The organism is Enterobacter cloacae complex sp. IR53041, from assembly GCF_049238285.1.
Classification (GTDB): Bacteria; Pseudomonadota; Gammaproteobacteria; order Enterobacterales; family Enterobacteriaceae; genus Enterobacter; species Enterobacter roggenkampii.
This window is the reverse complement of sequence record NZ_JBMKHB010000042.1, coordinates 1-19,291: the sequence shown is the minus strand read 5'-3', so window position 1 is coordinate 19,291 and position 19,291 is coordinate 1. Positions and strand designations below refer to the sequence as shown.

Below are 19,291 nucleotides of genomic sequence, written 5' to 3'. Positions count from 1 at the left end.
GGTTTACTCCTCGCGCAGCAGGTTGACGTAATGGCGGGTAACGGCGGTTAAATCCGCCCCTTCCAGCGGGAATTCGATACCGCGCGGGGCATCGGCAGGCAGCTTGCCCAGCAGATCCAGCCAGCGCGCATCGGCGCGGTCCGGTGCGACGGCGCGGAAGTTATCTTTATGCGGCACGGCGGCCTTCACGTGGATATAGCTCACGGCAGGGGCCAGGTGACGTGCGGCCTCTTCAGGGGAGTCGCCCACCCACAGCCAGTTCCCCATATCGAAGGTCAGCGTGACGGGGAGCGCCATTTCCCGACAGGCGGCCTGGAAGCGCTGCATGGGCGCGAGCTGTCCGCAGTCGGTCTGATCGTTCTCCACGACCAGCGCCATGCCGCTGGTATTCAGCAGCGTACGCAGAGCGTCCAGAGGTTGCGCGTCGCGGAAATGGCCCAGGGACACCTTCAGCCAAAGTGCGTTCAGGGTGTTGGCTTCAGAAAGATAGCGGGGCAGGTCCGGGTTGAGGGTGCCGTCGGGCATAAACAGGGCGGCGGGTGCGGAGTAGCACGCCAGCAGACCCAGCAGCTCAATGGATTCGCCCAGCGCAGGCAGCGCCAGCAGCTCTTCGCTGTTGAACAGTTCCCGGCGGATCTCCACGCCGTCTGCCCCCGCGCCAGCAATAACGGGGAGCATCGCCCGTTGACCGCCCGCCTGTCGCACCTGTTCCGCACCGTACGCGGCGGTGACCACCATAATTTTCCTGCCCATCTTCGGACTCCATCGCAACATATCAATACTATTACGCTAGATGGAACCGGTTCCAAAGAAAAGGTCAGGATGTTGAATTTATGATCGCTATCACAAGGGAAATTTAACGCGCGGTGGAGCCACGAACGATCAGCTCGCCGGAGAAGACCTGCTCGCGAACGGCATCGCTGGTGCCTTCAATACGACGAACGACTTGTTCAACAGCAGCATAGCCAATCTGCCAGGTGGGCTGTTTGAGGGTAGTAATGCCGACGCCAGCCAGCTCCGCCCACTCCAGTTCATCAAACCCCAGCAGACCGATGTCGCTGCCCCAGTGCAGGCCAATGCGCTTGAGCGAGCGGGCAACCTGCAGCGTCAGCGCCCCGTTGGCGGAGATAACCGCTTTGCGCATCCCACGATGGCGCGTATGGAACTGACGCAGGGTATTGTCGAGCTGCCCGGCTTCGTGAAGCGGCGTTTCGGCATTTTCGGCGATCACGCCGGGATAACGCTCCAGCGTGGCGCGAAATGCGCTCAGGCGTTCACGTCGGGTGTTGACCATCCCCAGCGGTTCACTCAGAAACAGAATGGCCTCGAAGCCCTGTTCAATCAGATGTTCGGTGGCGGTCGTGGCGGCCTGGGTGTTATCCAGCCCGACCACATCGCAGGCAAATTCCGGGATTTTACGGTCGATGAGGACCATGGGCAGGGAGGATTGCTGCAGGCGATTTAAGCCTTCTTCACGCATGCCTACCGCGTTGACCACAATCCCTTCCACCTGATAGCTGCGCAGCAGGTCCAGATAATGCAGCTCCTGGTCGACTTCGTTGTTGGTATTACAGACCAGCGGCGTAAAGCCTTTCTCGCGACAGGCGGCTTCGATACCGCTGAGCACGTTCACGGAGTAGGGGTTGGTGATATCGGCGATGATGAGCCCGATAAGGCGGGTGCGGCCACGTTTGAGCCCGCGCGCCATGAGGCTGGGACGGTAGTCGAGATCGGCAATGGCCTGTTCAATACGCGCCAGCAACGCATCGGACAGCAGATGTTTCTCGCCGTTAAGGTAGCGCGAAATGCTGGTTTTGCCGGTTTTGGCGGCTTTCGCCACGTCGCTGATGGTGGCCCGGGCTGGTTTGCTCATCGCTGATTTCCCTGAATTTAGTGAGAATACCTTAGCGGGAAAATCGGACGAATCAAGTAATTTGCCCGGTGGCGCTGCGCTTACCGGAGGTTGCGGCCTGATGCCCTCACCCCAACCCTCTCCCACGGGAGAGGGAGCAAACACTAAAAACGGCAACGGGGTTGCCGTTTTGCTTTTACCTACTGAATTGGGCTTAACGTAATCTCTACGCGGCGGTTCTGCGCTTTGCCTTCCGCCGTGCTGTTGCTGGCGATAGGGTTGGCAGGGCCCATGCCGCTGGTGCGGATGCGGTTTGCTTCAACGCCCTGGGTAATCAGCGAGCTGGCCACGGAATCGGCGCGCTGCTGGGACAGACGCATGTTCAGATCCTGGCTGCCGGTGCTGTCGGTGTAGCCAATCACGTTCACGGCGGTCTTGTTGTACTCTTTCAGCACCATCGCCACGCCGGTAAGGGTGTTCGCACCCGCGGGTTTCAGCGTTGCGCTGCTGCTGTCGAAGGTGACGTTGTTCGGCATGTTCAGGATGATGTTATCGCCGCTGCGCGTCACGCTCACGCCGGTTCCCTTCATTTTGTCGCGCAGTTTTGCTTCCTGCACGTCCATGTAATAACCGACGCCGCCGCCCAGGGCCGCGCCCGCCGCTGCGCCAATCAGCGCGCCTTTGCCGCGGTCTTTCTTGGAGGAGGAGAGCGCCCCAACGCCTGCGCCGACCAGCGAGCCGATACCCGCGCCAATGCCGGATTTACCCGCTTCGCGCTCACCGGTGTAAGGGTTGGTTGTGCAGCCAGAAACAGCCAGTGCACCGCTCACCAGAGCGGCAATAACGAGTACGCGTTTTTTCATCTTCTTTCCTTAATCCTTTTTATTCTTTGCCACGGCGAACGTGGCAGTTGATTATGACGTCCAGATACGGAGAAAATTCCGGGTATAACTCTGAAATTTGTGACAAACCATAAACGGTCTCAGCAAGAAGGCCGTAAAACCTGCACGCAACCAGGAGCGCACGCTTGAGCACCTCAACGAAAACCATTCTGACCGCCGCCCACTGGGGGCCAATGCTGGTCGAAACCGATGGCGAAAATGTTCTGTCGTCTCGCGGAGCATTGCCAACACAACATCCCAACTCTTTACAGACCGTCGTTCGCGATCAGGTGCACAGCAAAACACGCGTGCGCTGGCCGATGGTGCGTAAAGGTTTTCTCGCCTCACCTGACAAGCCGCAGGGCATTCGCGGTCAGGATGAGTTTGTTCGCGTGAGCTGGGATGACGCGCTGGCGCTGATCCACACCCAGCACAAGCGCATTCGCGACAGTTACGGTCCGTCGTCCATTTTCGCCGGGTCCTACGGCTGGCGCTCTAACGGGGTGCTGCACAAGGCGTCGACGCTGCTGCAGCGCTATATGAGCCTGGCGGGCGGCTATACCGGTCATCTGGGGGATTACTCCACCGGTGCGGCGCAGGCGATCATGCCGTATGTCGTGGGCGGGAACGAGGTGTACCAGCAGCAGACCAGCTGGCCGCTGGTGCTGGAACATACCGACGTGGTGGTGCTGTGGAGCGCTAACCCTCTTAACACGCTGAAAATTGCCTGGAATGCCAGCGACGAGCAGGGCATTGGCTATTTCGACGCGCTGCGCAAAAGCGGCAAGCGCATCATCTGCATTGACCCGATGCGCTCTGAAACCCTGGATTTCTTCGGCGACAGCGCCGAGTGGATTGCCCCGCATATGGGCACCGACGTGGCAATGATGCTGGGTATCGCCCATACCCTGGTGGAAAACGGCTGGCACGATGTCGAATTCCTGACGCGCTGTACCACCGGCTTCGATAAATTCGCCGACTATCTGACGGGTAAAACGGATGATGTAGCCAAAACGGCAGAGTGGGCGGCTGACATTTGCGGTGTTTCTGCGGATAAACTCCGCGAACTGGCGGCGTTATTCCATAAAAACACCACGATGTTGATGTCCGGCTGGGGGATGCAGCGCCAGCAGTTTGGCGAGCAAAAACACTGGATGCTGGTGACCCTCGCCGCGATGCTGGGGCAGATCGGTACGCCGGGCGGCGGTTTTGGTCTCTCCTATCACTTTGCCAACGGCGGTAACCCCACGCGTAAAGCGGCGGTGCTGGCGTCTCTGCAAGGTTCGGTGCAGGGCGGCGTGGACGCCGTGGATAAAATCCCGGTGGCGCGTATTGTTGAAGCCCTGGAAAATCCGGGCGGTTTTTATCAGCACAATGGTCTCGACCGCCACTTCCCGGATATTAAATTTGTCTGGTGGGCGGGCGGGTCGAACTTCACGCACCATCAGGATACCAACCGCCTGATCCGCGCCTGGCAGAAGCCGGAGCTGGTGGTGATCTCCGAGTGCTTCTGGACCGCCTCGGCGAAACACGCTGATATCGTGCTCCCGGCGACCACCTCGTTTGAGCGTAACGATCTCACCATGACCGGTGACTACAGCAACCAGCATATGGTCCCGATGAAGCGCGTGGTGGCCCCGCGCGATGAGGCGCGTGATGATTTCGACGTGTTTGCTGAACTGAGCGAGCGGTGGGAAGCGGGCGGTCGCGAGCGTTTTACCGAGGGAAAAACCGATCTCGAATGGCTGGAAACCTTCTACCAGATTGCCGGGCAGCGCGGCGCGGCGCAGGGCGTGACGCTCCCGCCATTTACTGAGTTCTGGGAGGCGAACCAGATCGTCGAAATGCCGGAGAGCGAACAGAACGCGAAGTTTGTTCGTTTTGCCGATTTCCGCCGCGATCCGGAGAACCACCCGCTGAAAACCGAGAGCGGCAAGATCGTGATCTACAGCGAGCGCATCGCCAGCTTTGGCTATGCTGACTGCCCGCCGCATCCTACGTGGCTTGAGCCGGACGAATGGCACGGCAACGCCCGGCCGGATCAGCTGCAGGTATTATCTGCCCATCCCGCGCACCGTCTGCACAGCCAGCTTAACTATACCTCCCTGCGCGAGCAGTATGCGGTCGCCGGGCGAGAGCCCATCACGCTGAATACCCTTGATGCGCAAGCGCGCGGGATTGCGGACGGCGACGTGGTGCGCGTCTGGAACGCGCGTGGACAGGTGCTGGCAGGGGCGGTGGTGAGCGACGGGATTAAGCCGGGCGTGATCTGCATTCATCAGGGCGCATGGCCTGACCTTGAGCTCGCCGAAGGCGGTATCTGTAAAAACGGGGCGGTTAACGTGCTGACCAAAGATCTCCCCAGCTCGAAGCTGGGGAATGGTTGCGCAGGGAACACGGCGCTGGCCTGGGTCGAGAAATATACGGGTCCCGAGCTTACCTTAACGGCGTTTGATCCGCCTGCCAGCTCATGATCCACGTCGGGTGTTGGGTGTCATCCTGCCAGGCGCTGTCTTCAATGCGAAAGCCCTGAGCATGGTAGAAATTCACCGCCCGGACATTTTTCTGATACACCTCCAGGGTTAAGTGCGGGAAGCGCTGTTGAACATGGTTCAGCAGCGCGCGCCCGATGCCTTTCCCGATGCATGACGGCGCCACAAACAGGGCGCCGACAAACTGAGACTGCATCACGCTGATAAATCCGCAAGGTTCGCCGTCCTGCTCCCAGACCCAGGTTTCAGCGGACGGCAGATAAACGTCCCGCACCATGGCCTCATTCTCTTTCCAGTAATTCGGCGCGATGAACGGATGCGCTTCCGTGGTGCTTTCCAGCCACAGGCTCAACAGCGGCGCGGTATTTTCATTTTGCCATTTGCGGATCATGATGGCCTCCCGGATGACAGAAGCAGCCGGTAACGTGGTCGTTGACCAGGCCACAGGCCTGCATAAAGGCGTAGCAGATGGTGGAGCCGACAAACTTAAAGCCGCGTTTTTTCAGAGCCTTCGAGAGCGCATCCGAGGCCGGAGTGGCGGCCGGAATTTCCGCGAGCGTGGTCGCCTCCGTGACTTGCGGATCGTTATTCACAAACGTCCAGACAAAATCTGAAAATGATTCGCCGTTTTGTTCCATCGCCAGATAAGCGCGTGCGTTACCGATGATGGCCTGGATCTTGCCGCGATGGCGGATGATGCCGGCATCCTGCACCAGTCGCTCGACGTCCTCATCGGTCATCGCGGCGACCGCGACGGGGTCGAACTGGTGGAAAGCGCTGCGGTAATTTTCGCGTTTTTTCAGTACCGTAATCCATGATAACCCCGCCTGCTGGCCCTCCAGGCAGATCATCTCAAAGAGCTTTTTGCCATCCCTTTCCGGCACGCCCCATTCCCGATCGTGATAGTCGATATAAAGCTGATCCTGGCTTACCCAACCGCAACGTTCCATCCGTCATCTCCCTTATTGATACTGATTTCGCAAAAATTTCGTTCTGACTGGCTTGACGTGTTTACTATAAAGACAATAGTTAATACAGGGCCATATGCTCTCTAAGCTCTTCCTGAATAACGACAAATATCGCCGAATTCGGCTCTCTCTGGGGTCGCGTTGAAGATGATAAAAAAAATCAGTGGTCGCCATGCTGTGTCTGGCCTGGTGGGGATTTCAGCCTGCCTGTTTTTTTGTAATACAGCGTCTGCCTGGCAACAGGAATATATCGTTTCAGACGCCCAAAATAATACGGCGGAACGCTATACATGGGACGCGGATCACCAACCGCGCTATGAGGATATTCTCGCGGAGCGTATTCAGTCTTCGCAAAATGCGCCGGGTCTTGCTCTGAATATACCGTCTGGCAGCACGACAGAGGGGGCGATGAGCGTAGGCTGGAATTTTCCCGTTTCAGCGCGAATTACCACCGGCCCGGTGGTGGCGTGGCGGTACGACGGCACGGCTCCCATGATGATCAACGAGTTTGGTGATAGCGCGTCGACACCGTCAGTTACGGACCCGCTCTGGCATGCCAGCGTCAGCACGCTGGGGTGGCGCGTTAACACCCAGTACGGCGATCTCCGGCCCTGGGCGCAGATCAGCTATAACCAACAGTTTGGTGAAAACCAGTGGAAATCGCAGTTTGGTATGCCACAAACGCCAGCTCCTGCCCAAAACGGCAGCTGGATGGATGTCACCGTGGGAACGGATATTCCCTTTAATACGCACATGGCGGCCTATGCCTCGCTGGCTCAGGGGGAGCATACCACCACCGGTGAGGAGTTTTTATACACCCTCGGCGTCAGCGCCAATTTCTAGCGTTGTTACTTTTTTAAACGTTACGATAACATCTCGAATACAATAACCACGGGCTTTACAGCGATAGCAGATACTAACACGCTGTCGCTTTATTCCCGTGCCAGGTCATTCATTCCCGATTCCAGGCATTTCATTCCGTTCCGCCTGCATTTCATGCCGTTTTACCCCAGGCATATTGAGGTTTTGTTTATCGTTGTCCTCAGCGAATTCCCTCAATTTATCTTGCAGGACAACTGCCATGAACACATCAACCTATAACCGCACGCGCTGGCTCACGCTCTTTGGTACCATCGTCACTCAGTTTGCGCTGGGATCGGTCTATACCTGGAGCCTGTTTAACAGTGCGCTTTCTGACAAACTCGGCGCACCGGTCAGCCAGGTCGCGTTCTCCTTTGGTTTGCTGAGTCTGGGTCTGGCGATTTCATCTTCCGTCGCGGGCAAGCTGCAGGAGCGTTTTGGCGTGAAGCGCGTGACCATGGCGTCCGGCATCCTGCTGGGACTGGGCTTTTTCCTGACCGCGCATTCCAGCAATCTGATGATGCTCTGGCTGAGTGCGGGCGTGCTGGTGGGACTGGCGGACGGCGCGGGCTATCTGCTGACGCTGTCAAACTGCGTGAAGTGGTTCCCGGAACGTAAAGGCTTAATCTCGGCGTTTGCCATTGGTTCTTATGGTTTGGGCAGCCTCGGGTTCAAATTTATCGATGCCCATCTGCTGGCGTCCGTTGGCCTCGAAAAAACCTTCATGATCTGGGGCGCAATCGTGCTGGTGATGATTCTGTTCGGCGCCACGCTGATGAAGGATGCGCCGCAGCAGGAAGTGAAATCCGTGAATGGCGTGGTGGAGAATGATTTCACCCTCGCGCAGTCCATGCGTAAACCGCAGTACTGGATGCTGGCGGTGATGTTCCTGACGGCCTGCATGAGCGGCCTGTATGTCATCGGCGTCGCGAAAGATATCGCACAGGGGATGGTGAAACTGGATGCAGCCACGGCGGCCAACGCGGTGACCGTCATCTCCATTGCTAACCTCTCCGGTCGTCTGGTCCTCGGTATTCTGTCCGACAAAATCGCCCGCATCCGCGTGATTACGATTGGGCAGGTGGTTTCGCTGGTCGGTATGGCGGCGCTGCTGTTCGCTCCGCTGAATGAAGCCACCTTCTTCGCGGCAATTGCCTGCGTGGCCTTTAACTTCGGCGGCACCATTACCGTCTTCCCGTCACTGGTGAGCGAGTTCTTTGGCCTGAACAATCTGGCGAAAAACTACGGCGTGATCTATCTGGGCTTCGGGATCGGCAGTATCTGCGGCTCGCTGATTGCTTCCCTGTTCGGCGGGTTCTACGTAACCTTCTGCGTGATATTTGCCTTGCTGATTATCTCGCTGGCGCTGTCAACCACGATTCGCCAGCCGCAACGTGAAGCTTTTAAAGAAGTTCATGCATAATCACGACGAGAAAGGCCGGTAATCCGGCCTTTTTATTTTCTTAACCTGGAAATAAAGCGATTTTGTCTGTTTTTGGATTTGCTTTTTTGTAAATAACTGTCCTGATCACACTCTCTGCTGCCACTTTTCCGCTTCCCTGTGGTCTACTTACCACGCCTGTAGACGTTTCATTGAACGATCCCCTGAGCGTATGTCTAATCTGCCCACTTTTTGATCGAGGTGGGCGGCGGTATTGTCCCTTTTTCCGGGTAGCTTGCATGAAATACATTAAATCGATGGCGCAACAAAAGCTCTGCTTTTTGCTGGCGTTGTACATCGGCCTGTTTATGAACGGCGCAGTTTTTTTCCGTCGGTTTGACGGTTACGCGCATGATTTTACCGTCTGGAAAGGAATTGCAGCGGTTGTCGAATTGGTCGCTGCGGTACTGGTCACCTTCTTTTTATTCCGTATTCTTACCCTGTTTGGCCGTCGCGTGTGGCGAGTGCTGGCAACGTTTATCGTGCTGTGCTCGGCGGGTGCCAGCTATTACATGACTTTTATGAACGTGGTGATTGGCTACGGCATTATTGCCTCGGTGATGACCACGGATATCGACCTCTCTAAAGAGGTTGTGGGGCTGCACTTTATTCTCTGGCTGGTGGCTGTCAGCGCCTTGCCGCTGCTGCTCATCTGGAGCAACCGCTGCCGCTATACCCTTGTTCACCAGATCCGCACGCCAGGAAAGCGATTCAGAAGCGTCGCCGTGGTGCTGCTGGCGGGCCTGATGGTTTGGGGGCCGATTCGTCTGCTGGAGGTGAAGCAGAAGAATGATGAGCGTACCTCCGGCGTGGATATGCCGAGCTACGGTGGCGTGGTTGCCAACTCTTATTTACCGTCTAACTGGATCTCCGCGCTGGGGCTGTATGCGTGGGCGCAGGTGGATGAGTCCTCGGATAATAAGTCGCTGATAAACCCGGCGAAGAAGTTTACCTATGTGGCGCCAAAGGATATCGACGATACCTACGTCGTCTTTATTATCGGAGAGACCACACGCTGGGATCATATGGGCATTCTCGGCTATAACCGTGATACCACGCCTAAACTGGCGCAGGAAAAGAACCTGATTGCCTATCGTGGCTATTCCTGTGATACCGCCACCAAGCTTTCCCTGCGCTGCATGTTTGTGCGCGAGGGCGGGGCGAGCGACAACCCGCAGCGTACGCTAAAAGAGCAAAACGTCTTCTCGGTGCTGCATCAGCTAGGGTTTACCTCCGACCTCTATGCGATGCAGAGTGAGATGTGGTTCTACAGCAACACCATGGCGCAAAACATCTCCTACCGCGAGCAGATTGGCGCAGAGGCGCGCAACCGTGGCAAACCTGTCGATGACATGTTGCTGATTGATGAGATGAAACTCTCACTCAACGGGAACCCTGATGGTAAGCATATGATCATCCTTCATACCAAAGGTTCGCACTTTAACTACACGCAGCGCTATCCGCGCAGCTTTGCCAAATGGACGCCGGAGTGCGTCGGAGTGGATAAAGACTGCACCAAAGCCCAGTTGATTAACTCTTATGACAACTCCGTGATGTATGTGGATCACTTTATTGATTCGGTGATTGACCAGGTTCGCGATAAGAAGGCTATTGTCTTCTATGCGGCGGACCACGGTGAATCTATCAATGAGTTCGAACATCTGCACGGTACACCACGCAAGATGGCACCACCGGAGCAGTTCCGCGTGCCAATGATGGTGTGGATGTCCGATAAGTATCTGGAAGACCCGGAGAAAGCGAAGATGTTTGCCCATCTGAAGAAAGAGGCGGAAATGAAGGTGCCGCGTCGTCACGTTGAGCTGTACGACACCATTATGGGTTGTCTCGGCTACACCTCACCGAACGGTGGGATTAACGAAAACAACAACTGGTGTAAACTCCCTGATAACAGCGCAAAAGCCGCGCAGTAGCTGCTCTGGCGAGAATATCGCCAGTTGAATGGCTTTTTGAAAATAAGGGATTGACGGGGGCGCACCTCAGCAGTAAGATGCGCTCCGCATTCGGCGAGTAGCGCAGCTTGGTAGCGCAACTGGTTTGGGACCAGTGGGTCGGAGGTTCGAATCCTCTCTCGCCGACCACATTCTGAAAAGGGCTAACCGTAAGGTTAGCCCTTTTTGCATTATGGCCTTAGCTCTTCAGAGTAATCAAAACGCCCCTTACGCCCGCTTCTCCCTGCCTGTTAACGATTTTGTGACATAATCCATTGTATTTTTTTATATATAGATTGATCTTTTTTCGCGTTGCTTATGGATAACCTCAGCATTTTTCGCTGTGCGTTTTAACGTTCGCGGTATTTAGTGCTCAGATAATCACCATTCTGCAAGAAAATTTACCCATTCTGAATAAAAGTTAATCACTGATTGTTGCGAAATATGAAGATAGTTGTGCTGCAACATGGCGAGTAGCATAAATTTCCCTGCTGAAAACTGACGCTCATGGTTTTTTTAATCTTTGTTTGCGGTTTCTCACACTCAGCGTAAATCCCCGTCACCTGTATTGACGTTTTCACATTCTGTTGACAGATTGTAGGGCATGAGGGGCATTTCAGGGACGATCTGCGCTGCAACTCAAACGCTCTTCTGAAAGGATTCTCCATCCCTTTAACGCCTTCGGGCACCTCCGACCGGACCGGGTAAAAAATAAATAAAGGTCTGGCGGCGTAACACAACAAAGCAAAACATCACATTGGAGCAGAATAATGAGTATTTCCTTGAAGAAGTCAGGGATGCTGAAGCTTGGTCTGAGCCTGGTGGCTATGACCGTGGCAGCAAGCGTACAGGCAAAAACCCTGGTTTACTGTTCTGAAGGCTCGCCGGAAGGCTTTAACCCACAGCTCTTTACCTCTGGTACGACTTACGACGCAAGCTCTGTACCGATCTATAACCGTCTGGTTGAATTCAAAACCGGCACCACGGAAGTGATTCCGGGTCTGGCTGAGAAGTGGGACGTCAGCGAAGACGGTAAAACCTATACCTTCCACCTGCGCCAGGGCGTGAAGTGGCAGGACAGCAAAGATTTCAAACCAACGCGCGACTTTAATGCCGACGACGTTGTGTTCTCCTTCGACCGTCAGAAAAACGCCCAGAACCCATACCACAAAGTCTCTGGCGGCAGCTATGAATACTTCGAAGGGATGGGCCTGCCGGATCTGATCTCTGAAGTGAAAAAAGTGGACGATAATACCGTTCAGTTCGTGCTGACGCGTCCGGAAGCGCCGTTCCTGGCTGACCTGGCCATGGACTTCGCCTCTATTCTGTCCAAAGAGTACGCGGACAACATGCTGAAAGCCGGTACGCCGGAGAAAGTCGACCTGAACCCAATCGGTACCGGTCCATTCCAGCTGCTGCAGTACCAGAAAGACTCCCGTATTCTGTATAAAGCATTCGAAGGCTACTGGGGCACCAAGCCGAAGATTGACCGTCTGGTCTTCTCCATCACGCCTGATGCGTCCGTACGTTATGCAAAACTGCAGAAAAACGAATGCCAGGTGATGCCATACCCGAACCCGGCAGACATCGCCCGCATGAAGCAGGACAAGAACATCAACCTGCTGGAGCAGGCTGGCCTGAACGTGGGCTATCTCTCCTTCAACACCGAGAAGAAACCGTTTGATGACGTGAAAGTGCGTCAGGCGCTGACCTACGCGGTGAACAAAGAAGCGATCATCAAGGCGGTTTACCAGGGCGCTGGCGTTGCAGCCAAAAACCTGATCCCACCAACCATGTGGGGCTATAACGACGACGTTAAAGATTACTCCTACGATCCTGAGAAAGCGAAAGCGCTGCTGAAAGAAGCGGGCCAGGATAAAGGCTTCACCGTTGAGCTGTGGGCGATGCCGGTACAGCGTCCGTACAACCCGAACGCACGCCGTATGGCAGAAATGGTTCAGGCTGACTGGGCTAAGATTGGCGTTCAGGCCAAGATTGTGACCTACGAGTGGGGCGAGTACCTGAAGCGCGCCAAAGCGGGTGAGCACCAGGCAGTCATGATGGGCTGGACCGGTGATAACGGGGATCCGGACAACTTCTTCGCCACCCTGTTCAGCTGCGCGGCGGCAAAAGACGGTTCTAACTACTCTCGCTGGTGCTACAAGCCGTTTGAAGACCTGATCCAGCCGGCGCGTGCGACCGACGATCACAACAAACGTATTGAACTGTACAAGCAGGCACAGGTTGTTATGCACGATCAGGCTCCGGCGCTGATTGTTGCTCACTCCACCGTGTACGAGCCAGTGCGTAAAGAAGTGAAAGGCTACGTGGTTGATCCACTGGGCAAACACCACTTCGAAAACGTATCGGTTGAATAATTAAAAGCAACGCCAGGCGGCGCTGCGCTTGCACTGGCCTACGGTATGTAGGCCGGGTAAGCGTAGCGCCACCCGGCAGCAGTGCTTAATTCTCTCTCTGAAAGGAGAGGGGATAAGATTTGTGAGCAATACAGACGTCACGCCACTGGTCGTGCGTCATCAGAGAGAATCCGGGTTATGTTGCAGTTCATCCTCCGACGTCTGGGACTTGTTATCCCCACGTTTATCGGTATCACCCTTCTCACTTTTGCCTTCGTCCATATGATCCCCGGCGACCCGGTAATGATTATGGCGGGCGAGCGTGGTATTTCCCCTGAGCGCCATGCACAGCTGCTGGCTGAACTCGGCCTCGATAAGCCAATGTGGCAGCAGTATCTCCACTATATCTGGGGCGTGCTGCACGGTGATTTAGGGATTTCGCTGAAAAGCCGTCTTCCGGTGTGGGACGAGTTCGTGCCGCGTTTTAAAGCGACGCTGGAGCTTGGCGTCTGCGCCATGATTTTCGCCACCGCGGTGGGTATCCCTGTTGGGGTACTGGCTGCCGTCAAGCGTGGCTCTATTTTTGACCATACCGCCGTGGGCCTCGCGCTGACCGGCTACTCCATGCCTATCTTCTGGTGGGGCATGATGCTGATCATGCTGGTCTCGGTGCAGCTTAACCTGACACCAGTTTCCGGGCGCGTCAGCGATATGGTCTTCCTGGACGACTCCAACCCGCTCACCGGCTTTATGCTGATTGATACGGCTATCTGGGGTGAAGAGGGCAACTTCATGGATGCCGTCGCGCATATGATCCTGCCTGCCATGGTGCTGGGCACCATTCCTCTGGCGGTGATCGTCCGTATGACCCGTTCATCGATGCTGGAAGTGCTGGGTGAGGATTACATCCGCACCGCCCGCGCCAAGGGCCTGACGCGTATGCGCGTCATTATCGTCCATGCGCTGCGTAACGCCATGCTGCCGGTAGTGACCGTTATCGGTCTCCAGGTGGGGACGTTGCTGGCGGGGGCGATCCTGACCGAAACCATCTTCTCCTGGCCGGGCCTGGGCCGCTGGCTGATTGACGCGCTGCAGCGCCGTGACTATCCGGTTGTGCAGGGCGGTGTACTGCTGGTCGCGACGATGATTATCCTCGTCAACCTGCTGGTCGATTTGCTGTACGGCGTGGTGAACCCGCGTATTCGTCATAAGAAGTAAGGGGCCATCATGTCACAGGTTTCTGAAAACAAAGTTGTTGCTGCACCGGTTCCGATGACGCCGATGCAGGAGTTCTGGCACTACTTCAAGCGCAACAAAGGCGCGGTGGTGGGGCTGGTGTATGTCGCTATCATGATCCTGATTGCGGTGTTCGCAAACGTGCTGGCGCCGTATAACCCGGCGGATCAGTTCCGCGATGCGCTGCTCGCCCCGCCTGCCTGGCAGGACGGCGGTAGCCTGGCGCACCTGCTGGGGACCGATGATGTGGGCCGCGATGTGCTGTCGCGTCTGATGTACGGTGCGCGCCTGTCGCTGCTGGTCGGCTGTCTGGTGGTGGTGTTATCCCTGATTATGGGGATCGTACTGGGTCTGGTTGCCGGTTACTTCGGCGGCATTGTTGATAACATCATCATGCGTATCGTCGACATCATGCTGGCGCTGCCAAGCCTGCTGCTGGCGCTGGTGCTGGTGGCGATCTTCGGGCCGTCGATCGGTAACGCCGCCCTGGCGCTGACGTTCGTGGCGCTTCCTCACTACGTGCGTTTAACCCGCGCGGCGGTGCTGGTGGAAGTGAACCGCGACTACGTCACGGCGTCTCGCGTAGCGGGGGCCGGTGCGATGCGCCAGATGTTTGTCAATATCTTCCCGAACTGCCTTGCGCCGCTGATTGTTCAGGCGTCGCTCGGTTTCTCTAACGCCATTCTTGATATGGCCGCTCTTGGCTTCCTGGGCATGGGTGCGCAGCCGCCAACACCGGAGTGGGGCACCATGCTCTCCGACGTGTTGCAGTTCGCACAAAGCGCCTGGTGGGTTGTCACCTTCCCGGGTCTGGCAATCCTGCTGACGGTGCTGGCATTTAACCTGATGGGTGATGGCCTGCGTGATGCGCTTGATCCCAAACTGAAGCAGTAAGAGGCACGAGATGGCGTTATTAAATGTAGATAAATTATCGGTGCACTTCGGCGATGAAGGCACCCCGTTTCGCGCCGTAGACCGCATCAGCTACAGCGTCAATCAGGGCGAAGTGGTGGGTATCGTTGGGGAGTCCGGTTCCGGTAAGTCCGTCAGCTCGCTGGCGATCATGGGGCTGATTGATTACCCGGGCCGCGTGATGGCGGAAAACCTGCAGTTCAACGGTCAGGACCTGAAGCGCATTTCTGAAAAACAGCGCCGCCAGCTGGTGGGCGCGGAAGTGGCGATGATTTTCCAGGATCCGATGACCAGCCTGAACCCGTGCTACACCGTCGGTTTCCAGATTATGGAAGCGATTAAGGTGCACCAGGGCGGGAATAAGAAAACCCGTCGTCAGCGGGCGATCGATCTGCTGAACCAGGTGGGTATTCCTGACCCGGCTTCGCGTCTGGACGTTTACCCGCACCAGCTTTCCGGCGGGATGAGCCAGCGCGTGATGATCGCCATGGCGATTGCCTGTCGGCCAAAGCTGCTGATTGCGGATGAACCGACGACGGCGCTGGATGTGACCATTCAGGCACAAATCATCGAGCTGCTGCTGGAGCTGCAGCAGAAAGAGAATATGGCGCTGGTGCTGATTACGCACGATCTGGCGCTGGTGGCCGAAGCCGCGCACAAAATCATCGTGATGTATGCCGGCCAGGTGGTCGAGACCGGAAATTCGCACGATATCTTCCGCGCGCCGCGTCACCCGTATACCCAGGCGCTTTTACGCGCGCTGCCGGAGTTTGCTCAGGATAAAGCGCGTCTGGCATCGCTGCCGGGTGTGGTGCCGGGTAAATATGACCGTCCGCAGGGCTGTCTGCTCAATCCGCGCTGTCCGTATGCGACGGACAAATGCCGGACGGAAGAGCCAGAGCTGAACCAGCTGGCTGACGGTCGTCAGTCGAAATGCCACTACCCACTCGATGATGCCGGGAGGCCAACACTATGAGTACGCAACAGGCCACCACGCAACAGCCGCTGTTGCAGGCCATCGACCTGAAAAAATATTACCCGGTGAAGAAGGGACTGTTTGCCCCTGAACGCCTGGTGAAAGCGCTGGACGGCGTCTCCTTTAACCTCGAACGCGGTAAAACGCTGGCGGTAGTGGGAGAGTCAGGCTGCGGGAAATCGACGCTGGGCCGTCTGCTGACGATGATTGAAGTGCCGACCGGCGGTGAGCTCTATTATCAGGGCCAGGATCTGCTCAAGCACGACCCGCAGGCGCAGAAGCTGCGTCGCCAGAAAATCCAGATTGTGTTCCAGAACCCGTACGGTTCGCTGAACCCGCGTAAAAAGGTGGGGCAGATTCTGGAAGAGCCGCTGCTGATTAACAGCAATCTCAGCAAAGAGCAGCGCCGTGAAAAAGCGCTGGCGATGATGGCGAAGGTCGGCCTCAAAACCGAGCATTACGATCGCTACCCGCACATGTTCTCCGGCGGCCAGCGTCAGCGTATCGCTATCGCGCGCGGGCTGATGCTTGACCCGGACGTGGTGATTGCCGATGAGCCGGTGTCGGCGCTCGACGTCTCCGTGCGGGCGCAGGTGCTGAACCTGATGATGGATCTCCAGCAGGAGCTGGGGCTATCCTACGTGTTCATCTCCCACGACCTGTCGGTGGTGGAGCATATTGCCGATGAAGTGATGGTGATGTACCTGGGGCGCTGCGTGGAGAAGGGGACCAAAGACCAGATCTTTAATAACCCTCGTCACCCGTACACCCAGGCGCTGCTGTCTGCGACGCCGCGTCTGAACCCGGACGATCGTCGTGAGCGCATAAAGCTGACGGGAGAGCTGCCAAGCCCGCTGAATCCGCCGCCGGGATGTGCATTCAACGCCCGCTGCAGCCGCCGCTTTGGCCCCTGCACCCAGCTACAGCCGCAGCTGAAGGAGTATGGTGGTCAGCTGGTGGCCTGCTTCGCGGTCGATCAGGATGAAAATGGCGAGAAGCCACACGCATAACGAAAAAAACCGGCGCTAAGCCGGTTTTTTTATGTCTGCTTTATTATTTCCGCAGGCGAATCTGGTCGACGGCGTGCTTCTCGCTCTTGGTGAGGATCAGGCTCGCACGCTCGCGCGTCGGCAGGATGTTCTCTTTAAGATTCACATAGTTGATCTCATTCCACAGCCCCGTCGCCACATTGATCGCTTCTTCTTCAGAAAGCTGAGCATAGTGGTGGAAATAGGAATCCGGATCGGTGAATGCCCCTTCACGGAACTTCAGGAAGCGGTTGATGTACCAGTTCTGCAGCAGGTCTTCCGGCGCATCGACATAAATAGAGAAATCGACGAAATCCGAGACAAAGACGTGATGCGGATCGTGAGGATAGTCCATGCCGCTTTGCAGCACGTTGAGACCTTCCAGAATGAGAATATCCGGCTGGACCACCGTCTTATCCCCACCCGGGATGCGATCGTAGATCAGGTGCGAATAGACCGGCGCCGTCACGTGAGGCACGCCGGATTTCAGATCGGAGACAAATTTCACCAGACGGTGCATATCATAAGAGAGCGGGAAGCCTTTCTTCTTCATCAGCCCGCGTTCTTTTAATACTTCGTTCGGATGCAGGAAGCCGTCGGTCGTGATCAGCTCCACGCTGCGGTGTTCCGGCCAGCGGCTCAACAGTGCCTGCAGGACGCGTGCGGTGGTGCTTTTACCCACGGCCACGCTGCCTGCGATACTGATGATATAAGGAATGCGTTGACCGTTCGTCCCGAGAAACTGCTCCAGCACCGCCTGACGACGCAGGTTCGAGCTGATATAGAAGTTAAGCAAGCGCGAGAGGGGGAGATAAATTTCTGCCACTTCTTCAAGGGACAGATCTTCGTTTATCCCTTTTAACCGTGCGATTTCACCTTCCGTCAGCGTCATAGGGACGGAATCACGCAGGGCAGCCCACTGGCTGCGGTTAAAGTGAAGATAAGGCGTCATTAACGTTTGCTCTTTTTTGCTCATAAGCATGCTTCAGTGAGCCAGCATTAAACTGCCGGATCGTGGCTCATCACACAGTTAATTTTGGACAATGGGCAGGAGGTTAACACCAGATGACAGGAATAATAAGAAAAAAGATGGAAAGCGCTGCGTTACGCGGAGGCCGTCACGCTACGGTGTTTACAGTGCAAATACCCCTTACATGTTGATTATTTGACCGTGAATGACTACTTTTACAGCGCTCAACACGCTGTTAGCATAAAATGTGAGCGAAAGAACGTTTTATGCAAATTTTTAGTTGCATGACCGCGCAGGTATCCATAGAATGCGCGCTACTTGATGCCGACTTAGCTCAGTAGGTAGAGCAACTGACTTGTAATCAGTAGGTCACCAGTTCGATTCCGGTAGTCGGCACCATCAAGTCCGGTGGGGTTCCCGAGCGGCCAAAGGGAGCAGACTGTAAATCTGCCGTCACAGACTTCGAAGGTTCGAATCCTTCCCCCACCACCACTTTCTGGCAGCGTAAATGCCGCCGGAGCTGGTTGGAAAAATTAGCCAGCTCAAACTGAAAAAGAGAGAAATCTCTTTTTTTGTTACAGAAAGAACTGGGTAGCCGAGTTTCAGGATGCGGGCATCGTATAATGGCTATTACCTCAGCCTTCCAAGCTGATGATGCGGGTTCGATTCCCGCTGCCCGCTCCAATACGTGCTGATATGGCTCAGTTGGTAGAGCGCACCCTTGGTAAGGGTGAGGTCCCCAGTTCGACTCTGGGTATCAGCACCACTTCACTTCTCCTTCCCGTTTCTCTCTGTTTCAATTTTACTGTATTCAACAATTCAGGCATTTCGCCTGGTTGATGTGGTGATATCACCGATTTATCCGTGTCTTAGAGGGACAATCGATGTCTAAAGAAAAGTTTGAACGTACAAAACCGCACGTTAACGTCGGTACTATCGGCCACGTTGACCATGGTAAAACAACGCTGACCGCTGCAATCACTACCGTTCTGGCAAAAACCTACGGTGGTTCTGCTCGTGCATTCGACCAGATCGATAACGCACCAGAAGAAAAAGCTCGTGGTATCACCATCAACACCTCTCACGTTGAGTACGACACCCCGACTCGCCACTACGCACACGTAGACTGCCCAGGCCACGCCGACTATGTTAAAAACATGATCACCGGTGCTGCGCAGATGGACGGCGCGATCCTGGTTGTTGCTGCGACTGACGGCCCAATGCCTCAGACTCGTGAGCACATCCTGCTGGGTCGTCAGGTAGGCGTTCCTTACATCATCGTGTTCCTGAACAAATGCGACATGGTTGATGACGAAGAGCTGCTGGAACTGGTAGAGATGGAAGTTCGTGAACTGCTGTCTCAGTACG

At 55.9% G+C, this 19,291-nt stretch carries 16 protein-coding genes and 5 tRNA genes; 15 read left to right on the top strand and 6 right to left on the bottom strand.

What is annotated here, in order from left to right:
- Nucleotides 1–3: 3 nt before the first annotated feature.
- From ACOTXF_RS21410 to ACOTXF_RS21400, 3 genes are all read right to left on the bottom strand, one after another.
- Entirely contained in the window at nt 4–753 is a 750-nt protein-coding gene (locus ACOTXF_RS21410; RefSeq protein WP_039024612.1) for a sugar phosphate isomerase/epimerase family protein, read from the bottom strand.
- A 103-nt stretch (nt 754–856) separates the two neighbouring features.
- A complete protein-coding gene (locus tag ACOTXF_RS21405) occupies nt 857–1,873 on the bottom strand; it encodes a LacI family DNA-binding transcriptional regulator (RefSeq protein WP_008502761.1) in 1,017 nt (338 codons plus the stop codon).
- Between the two features lie 179 nt (nt 1,874–2,052).
- Nucleotides 2,053–2,715, bottom strand: a complete 663-nt coding sequence (locus tag ACOTXF_RS21400) for an OmpA family lipoprotein (RefSeq protein WP_008502762.1) — start codon at nt 2,713–2,715, stop codon at nt 2,053–2,055.
- Nucleotides 2,716–2,927: 212 nt separating this feature from the next.
- Here ACOTXF_RS21400 and ACOTXF_RS21395 point away from each other — a divergent pair, with 212 nt between their 5' ends.
- The gene (locus ACOTXF_RS21395) at nt 2,928–5,207 is read left to right on the top strand and encodes a molybdopterin guanine dinucleotide-containing S/N-oxide reductase (protein ID WP_048962764.1); all 2,280 of its coding nucleotides are present in this window, start codon (nt 2,928–2,930) and stop codon (nt 5,205–5,207) included.
- Here ACOTXF_RS21395 and ACOTXF_RS21390 read toward each other — a convergent pair.
- Both ACOTXF_RS21390 and tag read right to left on the bottom strand, forming a co-directional pair.
- Nucleotides 5,170–5,616, bottom strand: a complete 447-nt coding sequence (locus tag ACOTXF_RS21390) for an N-acetyltransferase (protein WP_008502764.1) — start codon at nt 5,614–5,616, stop codon at nt 5,170–5,172. The two genes, ACOTXF_RS21395 and ACOTXF_RS21390, sit on opposite strands and share 38 nt — an antisense overlap.
- Complete coding sequence (tag, locus tag ACOTXF_RS21385) at nt 5,594–6,175, bottom strand: DNA-3-methyladenine glycosylase I (RefSeq protein WP_008502765.1); 582 nt, start codon at nt 6,173–6,175, stop codon at nt 5,594–5,596. Before tag ends, ACOTXF_RS21390 begins: the two co-directional genes overlap by 23 nt.
- Before the next feature lie 165 nt (nt 6,176–6,340).
- On the opposite strand from tag, the gene ACOTXF_RS21380 reads away from it, so the two are divergent.
- The 9 genes from ACOTXF_RS21380 to dppF all read left to right on the top strand — a co-directional run bounded on the left by ACOTXF_RS21380 (nt 6,341) and on the right by dppF (nt 16,935).
- Nucleotides 6,341–7,036 carry an autotransporter domain-containing protein gene (locus ACOTXF_RS21380; RefSeq protein ID WP_048962763.1) on the top strand — a complete coding sequence of 232 codons (696 nt, stop codon included), beginning with the start codon at nt 6,341–6,343 and terminating at the stop codon, nt 7,034–7,036.
- Nucleotides 7,037–7,274: 238 nt separating this feature from the next.
- On the top strand, nt 7,275–8,477 hold the full coding sequence (locus ACOTXF_RS21375) for an L-lactate MFS transporter (RefSeq protein ID WP_047746326.1): 1,203 nt from the start codon (nt 7,275–7,277) through the stop codon (nt 8,475–8,477).
- Between the two features lie 257 nt (nt 8,478–8,734).
- On the top strand, nt 8,735–10,426 hold the full coding sequence (gene eptB, locus ACOTXF_RS21370; RefSeq protein WP_008502768.1) for a kdo(2)-lipid A phosphoethanolamine 7''-transferase: 1,692 nt from the start codon (nt 8,735–8,737) through the stop codon (nt 10,424–10,426).
- A 91-nt stretch (nt 10,427–10,517) separates the two neighbouring features.
- A tRNA-Pro gene (locus ACOTXF_RS21365) sits at nt 10,518–10,594 on the top strand.
- A 620-nt stretch (nt 10,595–11,214) separates the two neighbouring features.
- On the top strand, nt 11,215–12,822 hold the full coding sequence (gene dppA / locus ACOTXF_RS21360; RefSeq protein WP_045907856.1) for a dipeptide ABC transporter periplasmic-binding protein DppA: 1,608 nt from the start codon (nt 11,215–11,217) through the stop codon (nt 12,820–12,822).
- 177 nt (nt 12,823–12,999) lie between these two features.
- On the top strand, nt 13,000–14,019 hold the full coding sequence (gene dppB, locus ACOTXF_RS21355) for a dipeptide ABC transporter permease DppB (RefSeq protein WP_008502770.1): 1,020 nt from the start codon (nt 13,000–13,002) through the stop codon (nt 14,017–14,019).
- A gap of 9 nt (nt 14,020–14,028) precedes the next feature.
- Complete coding sequence (dppC, locus tag ACOTXF_RS21350) at nt 14,029–14,931, top strand: dipeptide ABC transporter permease DppC (RefSeq protein WP_008502771.1); 903 nt, start codon at nt 14,029–14,031, stop codon at nt 14,929–14,931.
- Nucleotides 14,932–14,941: 10 nt separating this feature from the next.
- Entirely contained in the window at nt 14,942–15,925 is a 984-nt protein-coding gene (dppD, locus tag ACOTXF_RS21345; protein WP_047746334.1) for a dipeptide ABC transporter ATP-binding protein, read from the top strand.
- Nucleotides 15,922–16,935, top strand: a complete 1,014-nt coding sequence (gene dppF / locus ACOTXF_RS21340) for a dipeptide ABC transporter ATP-binding subunit DppF (protein WP_008502773.1) — start codon at nt 15,922–15,924, stop codon at nt 16,933–16,935. Before dppD ends, dppF begins: the two co-directional genes overlap by 4 nt.
- A gap of 43 nt (nt 16,936–16,978) precedes the next feature.
- On the opposite strand, the gene coaA is transcribed toward dppF, so the two are convergent.
- Complete coding sequence (gene coaA / locus ACOTXF_RS21335) at nt 16,979–17,929, bottom strand: type I pantothenate kinase (protein ID WP_021242480.1); 951 nt, start codon at nt 17,927–17,929, stop codon at nt 16,979–16,981.
- Nucleotides 17,930–18,246: 317 nt separating this feature from the next.
- Between coaA and ACOTXF_RS21330 the strand changes: the two genes are divergently transcribed.
- The 5 genes from ACOTXF_RS21330 to ACOTXF_RS21310 all read left to right on the top strand — a co-directional run.
- Nucleotides 18,247–18,322: transfer RNA gene (locus ACOTXF_RS21330), tRNA-Thr, on the top strand.
- 8 nt (nt 18,323–18,330) lie between these two features.
- A tRNA-Tyr gene (locus tag ACOTXF_RS21325) sits at nt 18,331–18,415 on the top strand.
- Nucleotides 18,416–18,532: 117 nt separating this feature from the next.
- Nucleotides 18,533–18,607: transfer RNA gene (locus ACOTXF_RS21320), tRNA-Gly, on the top strand.
- A gap of 6 nt (nt 18,608–18,613) precedes the next feature.
- Nucleotides 18,614–18,689 (top strand) — tRNA-Thr (locus ACOTXF_RS21315).
- Nucleotides 18,690–18,807: 118 nt separating this feature from the next.
- Nucleotides 18,808–19,291: GTP-binding protein (locus tag ACOTXF_RS21310; protein WP_040186706.1), on the top strand; the 484-nt coding region annotated here is incomplete at its 3' end.